The organism is Sorangium sp. So ce185 (assembly GCF_051526825.1).
Taxonomy (GTDB): domain Bacteria; phylum Myxococcota_A; class Polyangia; order Polyangiales; family Polyangiaceae; genus Sorangium; species Sorangium cellulosum_D.
On the sequence record NZ_CP150316.1, the window covers coordinates 9,619,820 to 9,636,087 of the forward strand.

Genomic DNA, 16,268 nt, shown 5'->3' on the forward strand with positions numbered 1-16,268 from the left:
CGATTTGGCCGCTCTGCCGATGTTCGCGGCCGGGGCCGTCGTTACGCTCGAGCGCATGATGGATGAGAGCGCTGCAGCGTCCTATGCTTCACCCTCCCTGTCGCCGCCGAGCGGCCGGCGCCTTCAGGACCGGAGACGAGGGCGGTCGAGCACGAGGGCCCCCTCGGCGAAGGGAGCATGGCGCGTCCCCGCGCTGCTGATCGCGCTCAGCGCGGTCCCGGTCGCCGCCGGCGCCGTTCGCCTGATCGGGCTGGCCGGCGGCGCGGAGATCACCCCGGAGAACGCGCGGTTCTTCGCGGATCCCGTGCCCGTGGCGCTGCACATCGTGAGCGTCAGCGTCTGGTGCGTCCTGGGCGCGTTCCAGTTCTCCTCCGGCCTGCGCCGCCGGAGCCCCGGATGGCACCGAGGCGCTGGGCGGGTGCTGGTCCCCGTCGGGCTCATCGCCGCGCTCTCGGGTCTATGGCTGACCTGGAGCTACCCCCCGGTCGATCACGACGGCCCGCTGCTCCATGCCCTCCGGCTGGCGGTGGGCTCGGCGATGGCCCTGTGCATCTGCCTCGGCTTCGCCGCCATCCGCCGCCGGGACATCGCCGGGCACCGCGCCTGGATGATGCGCGGCTACGCGCTCGCCCTCGGGGCCGGCACGCAGGTGCTGACCCACGTGCCCTGGCTGCTGTTCGGCGGGATCCGCGACGAGATGAGCAGGGCGCTCGCCATGGGGGCCGGCTGGGCGATCAACCTCGCCGTGGCCGAGTGGATCCTCCGCAGCGCGGCGGCGCGAGGCGGCGCGGCGGGCGCCGTGATAGACCAGCGCGCATGACCGAGGCCGAATGGTTTGACACGAACCGCCGCGCCTGGAACGCGCGCACCCCCGTGCACCTGGGGTCCAAGTTCTACGATCTGGCCGCCTTCCGAGCCGGCGCGAGCTCCCTCAAGCCGATCGAGATCGAGCAGGTCGGCGACGTCCGGGGAAAGACGCTCCTCCACCTGCAATGCCACTTCGGACAGGACACGCTCTCGTGGGCGCGGCGCGGCGCGCGCGTCACCGGGCTGGACCTCTCCGACGAGGCCATCAAGGCTGCTCGCGCGCTCGCCGCGGAGCTCTCGATCGACGCGCGGTTCGTGGAGGCCAATACCTACGACGCGCCCGCGGCGCTCGGCGGCGAGACGTTCGATATCGTCTTCACCTCGTACGGCGTCCTCGGCTGGCTCCCGGACATGACGCGGTGGGCGCGCGCGGCCGCCGCGTGCCTGAAGCCGGGGGGCGTCCTGCACCTCGTCGAGTTCCACCCGCTCGTCTGGACCTTCGACGACGCGTTCGAGCACATCGCCTACGCATACGACGGGAACGGGGAGCCGATCATCACGGAGCAGACAGGCACCTACGCCGACCGCGACGCGAGCGTGAAGCTCCGGGAGGTCGGCTTCAACCACGGGATCGGATCGGTGGTGACAGCGCTGCTCGACGCAGGCCTCACCCTGGAGCGGCTCCGGGAGCTCGACTGGTCGCCCTACGACATCTTCCCGGACATGGAGGAAGGGCCGCCCGGGCAGCTCCGCATGAAGAAGTTCGGGCGCCGCCTGCCGCTCGTCTACGCGCTCGCGGCGCGGCGGGGGCGCTGAGCGCGGCGACGATGTCGTCCGCGTAGCCGGCAAGCCTCACGCCCGCTCAGGGCGCCGCGCCGCCGGCCGCCTTGGCGTACGAGCTGCCCGCCGGCGCCGTGAGGTGCGGGTTTCGCTCGACCTCCTCCGCGGCCGCCGCGGACCAGCGCGCCATCGCCGGGAGCGACGTGATGGTGCCCGCATAGGCCCGCGCGACCTCGTCGATCTCGACGTCGTACGAGAGCAGGCGCGTCACCACGGGCGCGAACATCGCGTCGGCGATCGAGAAGGCGCCGAACAGGAACGGCCCGCCCTGGCCGAACCGGGAGCGGCAGTCGCGGAAGATCTCGAGGACGCGCGCGATGTCGCGGGCGGCGCCGTCCGAGATCGCGCGCCGCGGGTACCGCCGCGCGACGTCCATCGGCAGCTCCCGGCGCAGGTCGGCGAAGCCGGCGTGCATCTCGCTGCTGACCGCGCGCGCGACCGCGCGGGCCTCGCGCCCCTCGGGCCACAGCCGCGCTGCGGGGAACGCCTCGGCCACGTACTCGCAGATGGCGAGCGACTCCCACACGACGAGCTCGCCGTGGCGCAGGGCGGGCACCTTGCGCGTCGGCGAGCGCTGCGCCACCCGATCGACCCAGTCGGGGAGCTCGTACGGAATGACGTGCTCCTCGAACGGGACGCCAGCGTGGGACATGGCGAGCCACGGCCTGAGCGACCAGGACGAGAGGTTCTTGCTGCCGATGTAGAGGTGAAGCTCGGGGGTGCTCATCGTTTCGTCTCCTTGTTTCGTCGGGCCTTGCGGGGCGCGGCGGCGCGGGGGCTCCGGTCGCCGCCCGGGCCGCTCGAGGGCTGCGGAGGGGGAGAGTCGCCGCAGAGGACGGCGCGCTCCTCGGTCAGCATGCGCGCGAGGGCGTCCAGCACGGCGCGGACGCGGGGCGCGTGCTGGAGGTCGCGGTGGACGGTGAGCCAGACGGCGCGGCGGGGCTCGTCCGGCAGGGGGATGCGCGCGAGGTCCGGCTCGTGGTCGCCGATGAAGCACGGCAGGAGCGCGACGCCGAGCCCGGCGCGCGCGGCGCCGAGCATGCACGCCGTGCTGTTGGTCCGGAGGACGCACGGGCCGCCCGCGGCCATGCGCTCGAACCAGACGTGCTCCGGCGGCATCGCGCCGGGCGCCTCGATGCCGATGCGCGCGTGCGCCGGGAGATCGGCCGCGGTGGGCGCGCCGCGGCGCTCGACGTAGGCGCGCGCGCCGTACACCGCCCAGCCGACGACGCCCGCTTTCCGGACCACGAGGCCGCCCTCGGTCGAGCGGAAGAACCGGACCGCGATGTCCGCTTCCCGCCGGGAGAGATCGAGCGCGCGGATCGCGGTCACGAGCTCCACCGAGATCCCCGGGTGCGCCGCGTGGAGCGCGCCGAGCCGGGGCGCGATGAAGCGGCTGCCGAACGCCTCGGCGGCCGTCACCCGCACGGTGCCCGTGAGGCGCTGGTCGCGGCCGAGGCTCCCGCGCTCGATGGCGAGGATCGCCTCCTCGACGCGCGCGACGTCGGGGATCAGGCCGAGGCCGTCGTTCGTGAGCGCGTATCCGGAGGGCGATCGCACGAAGAGCCGCACGCCGAGCGCCTCCTCGAGCGCCTCGACCCGGCGGCCCACGGTCGTGTGATCGACGCCGAGCGCGCGGCCGGCGCCGGCGAGGGAGCCCGCCCGGGAGAGGGCGAGGAGATACCGCAGGTCGTCCCAGCTCATCACGATGCGACTCTCCCAGCCACGCTGCGCGCGAGCATGCGCTCGCGGCAGCGTACCGGGGAGACGGCAAATGTGCGCGCCGGCTGTGCAAAAATGCACAAGCCTGCTGCGCGCTGGCGCGCTACCCGCCTCCAGCGCCTCGTCGGCTCTGGGCGGCTCGCCGGGGAGCTGCCGTCGAGCGGCCGAGCTGCATGTCCTCGCCCCCCTGGCGCTCCGCTGCGCGCCCAAGGAGGCTCATCCAGCGGACCTCGCCGGTCCGGAAGGCGGCCTCGCTGCGCCGATCACAGCCCCGTGCGGCTCGGCGCGGGGGCGGGCTGCGGGAGCGGGGCCCCCTTCTCGTACGAGAGGAGGAGCTCCCCGGTGCGGTAGGCGAGATCGCCGCGAGGCGTCTGGGAGACCGACAAGACGAGCTCGATCCGCTCCCCCGACGCCCACGCCCACCGGAGGATGCGCGCAAAGCGACCCGGCTTCGAGCACGCGTCGGGGTCCGAGGCGCAGTCGGGCGCGTAGGCGCCCTCCTCGCTCGCAGGCCGACCGTACTTGCCCACGAGCGCCGCGCGGAGCTCGCGCAGCTCCGCCTGCCACGCAGAAGCGCCGCTGCCGCTCGGCTCCGCCCGCAGCTCGACGCTGCAGAGGCGATCTGCGCAGAAGCCGAGGGCGGCAGTCGCGCGCAGGCCGACGCCTTCCGGAACGCCGCTGCACGTGAAGCGCCCGGGCTCGACGGCGACCCATTGCAGCGAGGCGCGGGCGCACGCCTCGCCGCTCGCGGCGACGTCGGTGTCGAACAGGAAGCCGCCGCCGCCGCGCGGCGGCGCGTGCTGCTGGGTGTCCTTGAACACGAGGCACGTCCCGCGATACCCCTTCAGGGTCCGCACGCTCCCGGGCGCTCTGTAGCCGTGGCCGAGGACGCCGTCGTTCGCGCCGGAGAGCAGCACCCCCTCACAGCCCTGCTGCCCGGCGACGCGGCGGAGCTCGTTCACGAGCGCGTTCGCGCCGGCGCTGCTCAGGGCGCTCTGCTGGACCTCGATCATCCCGACCTCGTGAAAAGGACGTTCGGGCCTGCTGAGGAACACCTCGACATCCTCGGTCGGCCTGGGCTGCACGGCGCGCGGGCTCCCCGCGGTCGGAACGTACGACGAGTGCACCCCTCCGCAGCCCGCCGCGAGCCCGAGGCTCAGAGTTGCCATGAAGATCGGCGCGACGCGCGAGAGACACCTTCGCGCCCAAGTCATTTCAGCTTCCACGGTAATGAGGCGGAGTTGAAGCAGCGATCGTTCGACGCGTCAACCGCTCCCGGCGTCGTTTTCGTTCTTCGAGAACACACCTCCTCTCCGGCACGGCGCCTGGAGCGACAGCGAACGTCGCGCGACGGAGCGCTCCTCACGCGCACAGGACGCGCTCGTCGACCGGGAGCCGCGCGCTGCGCTCGGGGTGCGCGAAGCTGCCGGGCGATCGCAGCGCGTCGCAGAGGCCCGCGTCGGCCAGCGAGACGAGCGCGCCCGGCGCCGCGGGCAGCGGGCCTCCGCACGGGATGAGGTGCACGAGCGCGTGGACCGTCGGACCGGGCCGGAGGAGGCTCTCGTAGAGCGCGTGGCCGAAGACGAGCGCCGCGGCCTCGCCCCGCCGCACGGCGCCCCGCGCCTCGTCGGCGCAGCGCCCGAGATCGGCGGCGTCCTCGAGCAGGGGCGCCCGGCGCGCGTCGTGGAGCAGCAAGAGCCCGCCCTCGTCGAGGAGCGCGAGCCCGTCGAGCTCGCGCGTGCGCGCCGGCGGGAGCGCCTCGGCGGACGGGTCGAGGCGCGCGGCGATCGCCCGGTGCTGGCGCGCGTGGAGCTCCGCCTTCGCGCGCGGGAACGCGGCCCACACGAGCATGTTGAGGAAGTCGTGCCAGTTCCTCGGGCGCGTGGGCACGCGGCCCTCGACGTGGATGCGCGCGTCGTAGAGCGACGAGGGGTCGAGCGGACCGCGCCGGCCGCGGCGCCGCGGCCTCGGCGGCTGCTCCACGAAGCGGACGGGGAAGCCCTCGCCGAGCGCGCGGCCATAGCCCTCGACCGGCGGCCAGTCGACGCACCCCGAGAACGCCTCGGCCCACGGACGGATGGGCCAGTAGAGACGGCTCTTCTCGTAGAAGAGCGGCTCCCAGGGGACGGGGCTGGGCCCCGGTGCGCCGCCCTGTTGCGGCGCAGCTCGGCCGTCGGCGCTCACGCAGGGCAGCGTAGGAGCAGGACCGCGAGAGCTCAAGCCGCGACGGCGCGCGCGGGATAAAGCCGCGACGGCGCGTGCGGGATAAAGCCGCGACGGAGCGCCGCCCCGGCGGGCCGCCCGGCGCCGTGATATCCTGGCGCCCCTGATGACGCCGGACCTCATCGTTCGCGGGTTGCGGGTGGTCACCGGGGGCGCGGTGCGGCCGGCCTCGGTGCACATCCAGGGCGGCACGATCGCCGCCGTCGCCGGGCACGACGAGGTGCCGGAGGGCTGCCCGGTCGTGGACGTGCGAGGCGCGGTGGTGATGCCCGGCCTCGTCGACGCGCACGTGCACATCAACGAGCCCGGACGCACCGAGTGGGAAGGGTTCGAGACGGCGACGCGCGCCGCGGCCGCCGGCGGCGTGACGTCGCTCGTCGATATGCCCCTCAACAGCATCCCGCCGACGACCACGGTCGCGCACCTCGAGGAAAAGGCGCGCGCGGCCGCAGGCCGCTGCCTCGTCGACGTGGGGTTCTGGGGCGGCGCCGTCCCGGGCAACGCGGGAGAGCTGATCCCGCTGCTCGAGGCCGGCGCGCTCGGCTTCAAATGCTTCATGGTCGACTCCGGCGTCGCGGAGTTCGGCCACGTCGCCGAGGCGGATCTGCGGGCGGCGCTCGAGGTGCTCGCCGGCACGGGGGCGCCGCTGCTCGTCCACGCCGAGCTCCCCGGCCCGATCGACGCCGCGCGCGCGGCGATCGCCGGCCTGGATCCGCGGACGTACGCCGCCTACCTGCGCTCGCGGCCGCGCGAGGCGGAGGACGAGGCGATCGCCCTGCTCGCGTCGCTCTGCCAGGCGACCGGCGCGGCGGCGCACGTGGTCCACCTCTCGTCGGCGACGGCGCTCGACATCCTGCGGCGGGCGCGCGACGGCGGCTCCGCGCTGTCCGCCGAGACGACGCCGCATTACCTGCATTTCGCCGCCGAGGAGATCCCGGACGGCGCGACGCCCTTCAAGTGCGCTCCGCCGATCCGGGAGCGCGAGAACCGCGAGGAGCTCTGGGCCGCGCTGCAGGGCGGGCTCATCGATCTCGTGGTCTCCGATCACTCCCCGTGCACGCCCGAGCTCAAGCGGCTCGAGGCCGGCGACTTCGACGCGGCCTGGGGCGGGATCTCGAGCCTGCAGCTCGGGCTGTCGATCGTGTGGACCGACGCGCGGAAGCGGGGCATCCCGCTCGAGCGGCTCGCGGACTGGCTGTGCCGGGGGCCGGCGCGGCTCGCCGGGCTGCGCCAGAAGGGGGAGATCCGGCGCGGGTTCGACGCGGATCTCGTGATCTGGGATCCGGAGGCGAGCTTCCGGGTCGAGCCGCCGCTCATCCAGCACCGGCACAAGGTGACGCCGTACGCGGGGGAGGAGCTCCACGGGGTCGTCCAGGCCACCTACCTCCGCGGCGAGAGGGTGTTCGACCGCGGGAGCTTCTCCGGAGAGGCGAGAGGGCGATGGCTGAAGCGAGAGGGGTGACGGGGCCGGCGTTCGCGGAGGCGCTCGATCTCGCCTCGGAGCGCCTGGGCGGCGCGGTGATCTCGGCGAACGACGAGTTCTTCGCGCCGAAGGAGAACCTGCTCAAGGCGTCGAAGCCGGTGTTCCTCGAGCACGAGTACACCGATCGCGGCAAGTGGATGGATGGCTGGGAGACGCGCCGGCGCCGGACTCCCGGGTTCGACTGGTGCCTCGTGCGGCTGGGGTTGCCCGGGATCATCCGCGGGGTCGTCGTGGACACGGCGTTCTTCCGGGGCAACTACCCCGAGCACTGCTCGATCGAGGCGTGCGCGGCGCGGCCCGACGCGCGGGTGGAGGAGCTGCTCAATCCGCGGACCCACTGGGTCGAGATCCTGCCGCGCTCGCCGCTCGCGGGCGACGCGCAGAACGCGTTCGCGGTGAGCTGCCCTTTCCGGTTCACGCACCTCCGCCTGAACATCTATCCGGACGGCGGGGTGGCGCGCCTCCGCGTGCACGGCGATGCCGTCCCCGACCTTCGCCGGCTCGACCGCGCGGGCGCGGAGCTCGATCTCGCGGCCGCGGAGAACGGCGCCCGCGTGCTCTCGTGCAGCGACATGTTCTTCGGGGTGCGCCACAACCTCATCATGCCCGGCCGGGCGGCGAACATGGGAGAGGGCTGGGAGACGCGCCGCCGGAGGGGGCCCGGGTACGACTGGGCGCTCGTGGCGCTCGCGGCCCAGGGCGAGATCCACCGGATCGAGGTCGACACGAACCATTTCAAGGGCAATTACCCCGACAGCTGCATGATCGAGGGGATCGACGCGGCGGGGCGCCCGCCGGAGGAGCTCGCCGGCGCGAGCGATTTCCGGGAGATCGTGCCGCAGACGAAGCTCCAGGCGCACACGCGGCACCTCTTCGAGGAGGAGCTCCGCGCGGCGGGGCCGTTCACGCACGTGCGGCTGAACATCTATCCTGACGGCGGGGTGAGCCGCCTCCGCATCTTCGGCAAGGCGACCCGGAGCGGGGCGGCGGAGCAGCGGCTCCGCTGGCTCAACGCGCTCACGGACCGGGAGGCGGAGGCGGAGCTCCGCGCGGCGTGCGGGGCGTCCTCGTGGGCGTCGCAGATGGCGGCGGCGCGGCCGTTCCGCGACGAGGAGGCGCTCTGCGCGACGGCGTCGCAGGTGTTCGCGCGGCTCGGCCCGGAGGACTGGCTCGAGGCGTTCCGCGCGCACCCCCGCATCGGAGAGACCAGGCCGCAGGCCGAGGCCGCGGAGGCGAGCGCGACGGCGAGGCGGTTCTCGAGCCAGGAGCAGGCGGGGATGAGCGCGGCCGCCGAGGAGACGCGGGAGGCGCTCGCGCGCTACAACCGGGCTTACGACGAGAAGTTCGGGTTCATCTATATCGTCTGCGCGACCGGGAAGAGCGCGGACGAGATGCTGGAGATGCTGCGCGAGCGGATCGAGCACACGCCGGACGAGGAGCTGCACATCGCCGCGGAGGAGCAGCGGAAGATCACGGAGATACGGCTGAAGAAGCTGCTGTGGGGCGCGTAGATCCCGGGGGGCACGGCCGCCGAGGAGGGGGCGCCAGGAGGCTTTTGCGCCAGCACGAGCCCTGTCTGCAAACCGGTCTATCCGGCTGTCGGGCGTCAACGCGACAGCTGGCCTCGTAAGGCGCCGTCGGGGAAATCGGCGGTGCGGACGGCGACGTAATACCGCTCCGGCGCGGCGAGCAGCGCGCTCAGGTCGTCGGGGGACGCGCCGACGCAGCCCGTGGAGCTGCCGCCCGTCGGCGGCATCAGCGTGAGGACGACGCGGCCCGCATGGCCGGCAGAGCCCTCGTGGACGCGCGCCGCGATCGCGGGCGCGATGCCGGAGACCGTGAGGTCGAAGCAGACCTCGCCCTGGGCGAGATCGAGCGTGAGCCGGGCCGTGCCGCTCCCCCGCCGATCGCCGCGGCCGGGCGCTTCGTCCTGCCCGGTCAGCGCGGCCGTGAGCGGCCGGATCGGGCGCTCAGGCAACGCCGCGCGCGCGAGCGCCGCCGCCAGGAGGACGGCGCCCAGAGCGGACATCGTGAGATGCGGCATGTCTCCCTCCTGCACATCCCAGGGATGCGCCATGCGAGGGCGCAACGAAGAGCAAAGACGACGCCGGCCCGCGCGCGCGTCGCACGACGCACGCCCGGCGGCGCCGCGGGCAAGGAGGGCTGCGATGGACATAGCCCCTCCACCGTCGCGCCCGGCGAGCCGAGTCGAGGACGAACGCGGACAGGAGCGGCCCAATGCATGGCCCCAAGTCGCCGCTTCTGCCGAGATTGAACCCGGATCGACGGAAGCGTAGAGTGTCCGCCACTCATGATCTCGACCCGAAAGCCGTCCCGCGCCGCGACGTCCCGGCGCGGCGAGGGCAAGCCGCCCCGGCAGCGGCTCGACCTCGACGCACGCCGCGCGCAGCTGCTCGCGCTGGGGCTCGAGCTCTTCAGCCAGCGAGCCTACGACGACGTGTCGATCGACGAGGTGGCGCAGGCCGCAGGCATCTCGAAGGGGCTTCTCTACCATTATTTTCCAACCAAGCGCGATTTCTACATTGCCGTCCTGCGTGAAGCGGCGCGCGAGCTCGTCGAGCGGTCGCTGGACGTCGACGACGTGCCGGTGCCGGAGCGGCTGCGCACCGGGCTGGACGCCTATCTGGCCTACGTCGAGCGACAGGGGATCTCGTACGCGGCCGTCTTCCGGGGCGGCATCGGCTCGGACGCCGAGGTGCTGGCGATCATCGAGGAGACCCGCAGCCGGTTCCTCGACAAGCTGCTCGCCGATGCGCCGGTGGCCGAGCGGCCTCCGGCGCTCCGGGTGGCGCTCCGCGGGTGGATCGGGTTCGTGGAGGCGACGAGCCTCGACTGGATCGAGCGGCACGAGCTCGACCGGGCGTCGCTGCGCGACCTGCTCGCCGATCTGCTGCCCGAGGTGGTGCGGCTGGCCATGCTGCACGCGGGCGGACAGGGCGCCGGCGAAGCCGCGGCGGAGGCGCCCGCCTGAGGGCGGCCGGCCCGCCGCGGCCGGGGGTCAGGGTTGACGGCGAGTCCGCGTTCTGCCAGGAGACGGGCGCGCGCGACGCGCGCGGAGAGCACGGCGGAGGCACCCGATGAGCACAGAGAACCCGAAGATCGAAGACGACTGGACCATGCCCAAGCTCATCGCGCTCGCGGCCGCGACGCTCACCGTGGCCTTCACGGTCATCTACCTCATCTCCCCCTGACGGCGCCGCACGGCGCTGGCCAGCGCCGCCTCGCGCAGCGCGGCCAGCGCTACAGCCGCCTCGCGCAGCGGACGCCGAGCGCGTCCGTGAGATCGGCCGGATCCCAGCTCTCCCGCAGGAGCGTGGAGATGTCCTCCGCTTCAGGCTGCCACCAGCTGCCGCCGCGGATCACCCGCGCACCGCCGCCCTCGACCTTCGCGCAATCGCGGCACGGATCGAGGTAGGGGCCGTCGATATCCAGGGTCCACTCCCACAGGTTCCCCGCGAGGTCGGCCTGCCCCCACCGGCCATCGCCCCTCGGTGACTTCGAGCCGACAGCCGCGCTGCCCGTCACGTCGTAGACGGCGTACGTCGCGTTCGGAAACGCGTTGCCCCACGGATACTCCCGCTGCTCGCTCCCGCCGGCCGACGCATAGTTCCACTCCGCCTCCGTCGGGAGCCGCCCGCCATCCCAGGCGCAGAACGCGAACGCGACGAACCAGCTCACGCAGCTGATCGGCTTGGCCTCGTTCTCGCCCGCATCGTCGGTCCACGTGTGCAATCCCGGCTTGCACTTCAACGCCTCCTTCAGCGCGGCCCGACTCGCCGGCAAACGAGCGCCCCACCCGTCGTCCCAGCCGCTCCCCGGGATCGCCGGGTGAGCTCCTTCGCCGCCGTCGGGCCGGCTCTCGGGGTATGCCTCCACGAACCTGCGGAACCGTCCGACCGTGACCTCGTACCGGTCCAGACGAAGATCGCTCACCTCCGCGGGATGGGCCGCGTCGTTGCTCCGGTCGTACCTGCCGCCCGGAACGCGCGGGCTCGCGCAGCAGGGCTGGTTCCGCTCCGGACCGCAGGTCTCGCCCGCTCCGGCCCCGCCGGCCTCGCAGCTCCGCGGCACGACGCACGCGCCCGCGCCGCACCATCCGGCGCAGGCGGCACGCCGCCACTGCCCGTCGCTGTCGCACACCTCCAGGCGATCGCCGGCGCACCGCGCCTCCGCCGGAGAGCACGCCACGGAGCTCCCCCCGCCGCCGGCCTCGCCACCGCCGCCAACCCCCCCGCCCTCGCCGCCAACCCCCCCGCCCTCGCCGCCGCCGCCGCCGGCCTCGCCGCCGCCGCCGGTCTCGCCGCCGCCGCCGGCCTCGCCGCCGCCACCCGCCTCGCCGCCGTCACCGCCTCCCCCAACCGCGGATCCACCTGCTGCACCGGAAGCGGCGCCATCGCCTCCCGTGGCGCCCGGCTCGACGAAGCGCCGCTCCTCCGGCGTACACCCCGGCCAGAGCGCCGCCGTCGCGACCCAAAGCAAGCCAGCGCCGCGCAGGAGACCCCGTGCTTCACCCGAGCGAGTTCGTAGAGAGCCCACCGTTCCCCCTCCCGCTGGCCCGACGCCAGGCAGCGTCCATCGTATCACGAGCCCCTCCGCCACGCGCCGCGCCAGGCCGTCGCCACCGCGGCCCCTCGAGCGCGCCGAGGGCGATCCGCGCGCGGATCCAGCGCGCCGCGCTCGAGCGGCCGAGCATCCGTCGCGAGGCACCGGGCGCGCGCTCAGCTGCCGCGGTACGTGGTGTAGCCGTAAGGGCTGAGCAGCAGCGGGACGTGATGGTGCTGCGCCGGGTCCCGGATCTCGAAGAGCACCGAGACCGTGGGGTAGAAGCTCTCGGACCCGAGCGCCGCATAATAGGCCCCGGTGTGGAAGGTGAGCCGGTAGGCGCCCTCGACCGGGCGCTCGCCGGGCGGGAGCAGGCCCCGCTGCCGGCCGTCGTCGTCAGTCGTGCCCCGGCCGACCTCCCGGTAGCCGTCGCCGTCACCGACCTCCAGCACCACCAGCACGCCGCTCGCCGGGCGGCCCCGCGACGTGTCCAGCACGTGCGTCGTGATCGCGCTCATCGATCCTCCTCTCGCTCTGGCTCGGGCCCTCGCGCGCCGCCGTCCGTTCCGAGCCCCCCATATCACGCGCTCCGGCGCGCCACGATGGCAGGGAACGATCGCCCCCTGAGCTCGTCGGGCGTGAGGCCGGTCCGCTCCGCCGCCTCGCCCTCGGTCATCGCGCCCGCGCTGATCGCGCGCAGGAAGAAGCGCAGCAGCCCCTGCCCCGTCGCGGCGTCGTCGAACACCGTCCCGGCGACGGTCGCCTGGGCGGCCCGCTCGATGAAGCTCCGCAGCCGGGCGGCCGTCGCCTCGACGCCCTCCAGGAAGAACGCGTAGGTGGCCGCGTAGCGCACGGGGAGCTCCGCCGGATGCAGATCCCAGCCCTGGTAGTAGCCGCTCGCGAGCGCGCGACGGACGTGCTCGTACTTCAGCCGCCAGGCGCCGACGACCGCGCGGCGGTTGTCCTCCGCCTGCTGCGGCGAGAGCGGCGCCCCGCCGGGCCGCGCGCGGTGCGGCGCGACGGGCAGGATGTTGCTCGCGCCGTCGGAGAGCCAGACCCCGGAGCCGGCCAGCGCGACCTGCATCACGTGCCGCGCGAAGTCGCACGCGGGGTGGGCGAGGTGCTGGTGGGCGGCCGTGATCTCGCAGCTCGCCGTGTAGTCGTACGCACCGAAGTGCGCCGCGACGCACCGCCCGCGGGCCGCCTCGACCAGCCCGGGCAACGCGATCTCGCCCCGCGGGCCGATGATCGAGGCCGGCGTCTCGACCATCAGCTCGATCCGGATCGAGCCGGCCGGCACCCGCAGCGCGGCCTCGAGCGCGTCGAGGGCGTCCGCCAGCGCGGAGACCTGCTCGGGCGCGGCCACCTTCGGCAACGTCACCACGAAGCCGGGCGGGAGCGCGCCGCCCGAAGCGGCGACGAGCGAGGAGAGGAAGAGATCGAGCGTCCTCAGGGCCCGCTCGGCGCACCCGTCGCCGAGCGGCTTGATCCGGATCCCGAGGAACGGCGGCAGGCCGCCCGCGGCCATGCCGAGGGCGACCTCGCGGCCGGCGGCGGCGGCGTGCGCGTCCTCCTCGTGCCCGGGGCGCACGCCGTAGCCGTCCTCGAAGTCGATGCGCAGATCTTCCACGGGCTCGCGGCGGAGCTTGTCGAGCACGCGCGCGTGCACCGCGTGCGCGAGCCGCGCCGGGCCGGAGACGCCCGCCGCCGCGCCGCCGCCGGCCTCGATGGCGGCCGAGAGCGCGAGCGCCCCGGCGCCGTCCCCCGGGAGCCCGTCGGCCCCCGGCAGGCCGATCGCCCGCGCGAAGGCGGCGAAGTCGGGCGCGTGCTCCTCGACGGCGCGGAGCGCCACGGCCCCGAGCTTGCGGGCCGTGTCGGCCTTGAACAGGTGAGCGCCGCCGTAGACGGTATGGACCGGCTGACGCGCGCCGGCGCCATCGAGCCCGGGGTGGTCGCTGCGGAGGCGCGCGAGGGCGCCGCGCAGCGCATCAGGGGAGAGGCTGGTCTGGAGCATGGCGTGCACGCGATAGGTGAGAGGTGGGTCGGGTGACAGGTGAGGCGACAGGTGGGACGCACACGAGAGGCCGCCTGACTCGGCACGTCAAGTCGCGCTCGCGCCCGTCGCGACGAGGCGCCATGCTGCGGCCGCGGCGCCCGAGCGAGCCCGAGGAGCGCTCGGGCGCGCGGCGCGAGGGCGGGCCCGGCGCCGCCGTTGCGCGCGCAGCGCCCGGGGTGTATCCGTCGTTGGAGGGCTTCAATCGATGATGCGACGCAGAGACTTTCTTCGCGCCACCCTGGTAACCGCCGGCGCGGTGGTCGTGCCCACGGCCTGCTCGGAGGACGAGGGGGGGGCCGACGCGTGCGACGCGCACGAGGACGACGCGTACTTTCCCCAGTCGGTGGCCTCCGGAGACCCGAGGCCCGACAGCGTCGTGCTGTGGACCCGGCTCGTCGACAGCCAGCAGACGGCGGATGTCAACCTGGCGCTCGTCATCGCGCTCGACGAGGCGTTCACGCAGCTCGTGGCGCTCACGCCGACGTCCAGCAGCGCGGCCGCCGTGGGATCGACCAGCACGCGCCTCTCGGTGGTCGCCCGGGCGGACTTCGACCACTGCGTCAAGGTCAAGGTGAGCGGCCTGAACCCCGGGACGACCTACTATTACCGCTTCTACTACACGACAGGGAACGGCTGTGTCAGCTCGCGTATCGGGCGGACGCGGACGGCGCCGACGCCCGACGCGGACGTGCCGGTGCGCTTCGCCTTCGTGTCGTGTCAGGACTACGTCGGTCGCTACTACAACGCCTACGCGGCCCTGGCGAGAGAGCAGCTCGACTTCGTCGTCCACCTCGGGGACTACATCTACGAGACGACCGGCGATCCGAGCATCCAGACCCCTTCGGAGGAGCGCAAGGTCACCTTCTCCGACGTGAACGGCGCGATCGCCTTCGAGCCGGCAGAGGCCGCCCCGTACCACGCCGCCCGGTCGCTGAGCAATTACCGGGAGCTCTACAAGACGTACCGGTCCGACCGGGCGCTCCAGCGGGTGCACGAGCTGTTTCCCATGATCGCCATCTGGGGCGATCACGAGTTCTCCAGCGAATGCCACGGCGCGACCGCGACCTATTTCAACGGCCGGCAGCCGGAGACGGACGTGGACCGGCGCAAGGCGGCAAACCAGGCGTGGTTCGAGTACATGCCTGTCGATTACCCGGCGGGCGACGACTTCAGCTACGACAGGACGGCCGATTACCCCCAGGACATCACCATCTACCGGGACTTCACCTTCGGAAAGCACGTCCACCTCGTGATGACGGATCTCCGCACCTACCGCGCGGATCACCTGATCCCGGAGGACGGCTTCCCGGGGAAGGTCATCGCGAAGCAGGCGGAGCTCGTGGCTCGGCTCGGAAGCGAGCCCGAGCACATGGGCCCCTACTTCGACGAGATCGACGCCGAAGACTTGTACGCGACGGCGCTGGAGGAGGCCGCGCCCGTGCTCGGCTTCGATCCGAGCCTCGGGTTCGCGCAGGACGAGTCGCCCCGCTCCATCAGCGCCTCGTTCGTCAACGCGATCGTGGCGAAGCTGAACGAGCAGCGGTCAGCAGGAGAGCAGCTGCCCCTCCTCACCAGAGTGGATTTCGCTAGAATGGACGTCGGGATCGCCTACGTCGATCTCGGGAAGCACGTCGACTTCACGCTCGAGAAGCCCGATTTCTACAGCGCGTTCGGGTCGCGCCACTTCGTGGTCAAGGAGACCTTCGATGCGACCTCGCGGTTCGTGTACGAGCCGTCCACGGGGAGCGACACCATGGTCATGGGGGAGGCGCAGCTGGCCTGGTTCAAGGACACGATCAAGGAGTCCACGAGCACGTGGAAGGTGTGGGGCAACGAATACAGCCTCTCGCAGCTCGCCGTCGATCTCACGCCTTCGTTCGGGGAGGACGACCCGCTCAAGCGGCGCTTCTACCTGAGCTGCGACGGCTGGGACGGCTTCCGCGAGCAGCGGAACGCGCTGCTCAGCGAGATCGCGACGGCCGGCAACGTGGTGGCGATCACCGGCGATCTCGGCGCCTTCCTCGCAGGGACGCCGGCGGTGGACCGCGCCGACGCCGAGCCGGCGAAGATCGTGGAGTTCGTCGGCGCCGCGATCTCGTCGGCCACGTACCAGTCGCGGCTGCAGAGGCAGATCGCCAGCCATCCGCTGCTGAAGCACGCCATGGGCGCGGAGAGCATCGCCGCCGACATCGACAACTACCTCGTCGAGAAGGGCGTCCCCGCCCCAACCAATCCTTACCTCGCCTTCAGCAACGCCAGCAGCAACGGGTTCTGCATCGCCGAGGCGAACGCCGACGAGTTCGTCGTGAGCATGCACATGCTCCCCGCAGACGCGCTCGCGAAGCCCCTGTACGAGGAGGCCGACGCGGCGACGCTCGACGGCCAGATCACGATCGCGCGGTTCAAGACGACGGGCGGGTCGACGCTGTACGAGGAAAAAGAGGGCACCTGGAAGGAGTGGAGCCCGCCCACGGCGAGCGAAGGCAGCTGACCCGCGGCGTCCCCCCGGCACGCCGGCCGCGGCTCGCTTCACGACGGCGCGGCCGGCCGCGCCGTCGTGAAGCGAGCCGCGGC

14 protein-coding genes are annotated in these 16,268 nt (G+C 73.3%); 6 read left to right on the forward strand and 8 right to left on the reverse strand.

Annotated elements, in window-relative coordinates:
• Window positions 1-55 precede the first annotated feature (55 nt).
• Together WMF26_RS35230 and WMF26_RS35235 are read left to right on the forward strand one after the other, a co-directional pair.
• Window positions 56-820: a DUF2306 domain-containing protein gene (locus WMF26_RS35230; RefSeq protein ID WP_437996294.1), complete on the forward strand. Its 765-nt coding sequence runs from the start codon at window positions 56-58 to the stop codon at window positions 818-820.
• Window positions 817-1,623: a class I SAM-dependent methyltransferase gene (locus tag WMF26_RS35235; protein ID WP_437996295.1), complete on the forward strand. Its 807-nt coding sequence runs from the start codon at window positions 817-819 to the stop codon at window positions 1,621-1,623. The genes WMF26_RS35230 and WMF26_RS35235 overlap by 4 nt, the downstream gene beginning before the upstream one ends.
• A 46-nt stretch (window positions 1,624-1,669) precedes the next feature.
• Here WMF26_RS35235 and WMF26_RS35240 read toward each other — a convergent pair whose 3' ends face one another.
• The 4 genes from WMF26_RS35240 to WMF26_RS35255 form a co-directional block, all read right to left on the reverse strand.
• Window positions 1,670-2,374, reverse strand: coding sequence for a glutathione S-transferase family protein (locus WMF26_RS35240; RefSeq protein ID WP_437996296.1), 705 nt, complete (start codon window positions 2,372-2,374; stop codon window positions 1,670-1,672).
• A complete protein-coding gene (locus WMF26_RS35245) occupies window positions 2,371-3,351 on the reverse strand; it encodes a LysR family transcriptional regulator (protein ID WP_437996297.1) in 981 nt (326 codons plus the stop codon). The genes WMF26_RS35240 and WMF26_RS35245 overlap by 4 nt, the downstream gene beginning before the upstream one ends.
• Window positions 3,352-3,632: 281 nt before the next feature.
• Window positions 3,633-4,538 (reverse strand): hypothetical protein, encoded by a 906-nt coding sequence (locus tag WMF26_RS35250; protein ID WP_437996298.1) that lies wholly within the window; start codon window positions 4,536-4,538, stop codon window positions 3,633-3,635.
• A gap of 193 nt (window positions 4,539-4,731) precedes the next feature.
• Window positions 4,732-5,553, reverse strand: a complete 822-nt coding sequence (locus WMF26_RS35255; RefSeq protein WP_437996299.1) for a DUF3025 domain-containing protein — start codon at window positions 5,551-5,553, stop codon at window positions 4,732-4,734.
• A gap of 145 nt (window positions 5,554-5,698) precedes the next feature.
• On the opposite strand from WMF26_RS35255, the gene allB reads away from it, so the two are divergent.
• Both allB and WMF26_RS35265 read left to right on the forward strand, forming a co-directional pair.
• Window positions 5,699-7,054 (forward strand): allantoinase AllB, encoded by a 1,356-nt coding sequence (gene allB / locus WMF26_RS35260; RefSeq protein ID WP_437996300.1) that lies wholly within the window; start codon window positions 5,699-5,701, stop codon window positions 7,052-7,054.
• Entirely contained in the window at window positions 7,033-8,586 is a 1,554-nt protein-coding gene (locus WMF26_RS35265; RefSeq protein WP_437996301.1) for an allantoicase, read from the forward strand. Before allB ends, WMF26_RS35265 begins: the two co-directional genes overlap by 22 nt.
• A 95-nt stretch (window positions 8,587-8,681) precedes the next feature.
• Here the strand turns inward: WMF26_RS35265 and WMF26_RS35270 are convergent, their stop codons facing one another.
• Window positions 8,682-9,119: a CHRD domain-containing protein gene (locus WMF26_RS35270; protein WP_437996302.1), complete on the reverse strand. Its 438-nt coding sequence runs from the start codon at window positions 9,117-9,119 to the stop codon at window positions 8,682-8,684.
• A 267-nt stretch (window positions 9,120-9,386) separates the two neighbouring features.
• Here WMF26_RS35270 and WMF26_RS35275 point away from each other — a divergent pair, with 267 nt between their 5' ends.
• On the forward strand, window positions 9,387-10,067 hold the full coding sequence (locus tag WMF26_RS35275; protein ID WP_437332664.1) for a TetR/AcrR family transcriptional regulator: 681 nt from the start codon (window positions 9,387-9,389) through the stop codon (window positions 10,065-10,067).
• A gap of 269 nt (window positions 10,068-10,336) precedes the next feature.
• On the opposite strand, the gene WMF26_RS35280 is transcribed toward WMF26_RS35275, so the two are convergent.
• The 3 genes from WMF26_RS35280 to WMF26_RS35290 form a co-directional block, all read right to left on the reverse strand.
• Window positions 10,337-11,575, reverse strand: a complete 1,239-nt coding sequence (locus WMF26_RS35280) for a formylglycine-generating enzyme family protein (RefSeq protein WP_437996303.1) — start codon at window positions 11,573-11,575, stop codon at window positions 10,337-10,339.
• Window positions 11,576-11,814: 239 nt separating this feature from the next.
• A complete protein-coding gene (uraH, locus tag WMF26_RS35285) occupies window positions 11,815-12,156 on the reverse strand; it encodes a hydroxyisourate hydrolase (protein WP_061624017.1) in 342 nt (113 codons plus the stop codon).
• A 62-nt stretch (window positions 12,157-12,218) separates the two neighbouring features.
• Window positions 12,219-13,652, reverse strand: coding sequence for a DUF6986 family protein (locus WMF26_RS35290; protein WP_437996304.1), 1,434 nt, complete (start codon window positions 13,650-13,652; stop codon window positions 12,219-12,221).
• 247 nt (window positions 13,653-13,899) lie between these two features.
• Here WMF26_RS35290 and WMF26_RS35295 point away from each other — a divergent pair, with 247 nt between their 5' ends.
• Window positions 13,900-16,185, forward strand: a complete 2,286-nt coding sequence (locus tag WMF26_RS35295; RefSeq protein WP_437996305.1) for an alkaline phosphatase D family protein — start codon at window positions 13,900-13,902, stop codon at window positions 16,183-16,185.
• Window positions 16,186-16,268 lie beyond the last annotated feature (83 nt).

Bases quoted from the DNA above. Each gene is read 5' to 3' on its own strand.
- WMF26_RS35230 (WP_437996294.1), top strand. From the start codon at position 56: ATGATGGATGAGAGCGCTGCAGCGTCCTATGCTTCACCCTCCCTGTCG.
- WMF26_RS35235 (WP_437996295.1), top strand. From the start codon at position 817: ATGACCGAGGCCGAATGGTTTGACACGAACCGCCGCGCCTGGAACGCG.
- WMF26_RS35240 (WP_437996296.1), bottom strand. From the start codon at position 2,374: ATGAGCACCCCCGAGCTTCACCTCTACATCGGCAGCAAGAACCTCTCG.
- WMF26_RS35245 (WP_437996297.1), bottom strand. From the start codon at position 3,351: ATGAGCTGGGACGACCTGCGGTATCTCCTCGCCCTCTCCCGGGCGGGC.
- WMF26_RS35250 (WP_437996298.1), bottom strand. From the start codon at position 4,538: ATGGCAACTCTGAGCCTCGGGCTCGCGGCGGGCTGCGGAGGGGTGCAC.
- allB (WP_437996300.1), top strand. From the start codon at position 5,699: ATGACGCCGGACCTCATCGTTCGCGGGTTGCGGGTGGTCACCGGGGGC.
- WMF26_RS35265 (WP_437996301.1), top strand. From the start codon at position 7,033: ATGGCTGAAGCGAGAGGGGTGACGGGGCCGGCGTTCGCGGAGGCGCTC.
- WMF26_RS35270 (WP_437996302.1), bottom strand. From the start codon at position 9,119: ATGCCGCATCTCACGATGTCCGCTCTGGGCGCCGTCCTCCTGGCGGCG.
- WMF26_RS35275 (WP_437332664.1), top strand. From the start codon at position 9,387: ATGATCTCGACCCGAAAGCCGTCCCGCGCCGCGACGTCCCGGCGCGGC.
- uraH (WP_061624017.1), bottom strand. From the start codon at position 12,156: ATGAGCGCGATCACGACGCACGTGCTGGACACGTCGCGGGGCCGCCCG.
- WMF26_RS35290 (WP_437996304.1), bottom strand. From the start codon at position 13,652: ATGCTCCAGACCAGCCTCTCCCCTGATGCGCTGCGCGGCGCCCTCGCG.
- WMF26_RS35295 (WP_437996305.1), top strand. From the start codon at position 13,900: ATGATGCGACGCAGAGACTTTCTTCGCGCCACCCTGGTAACCGCCGGC.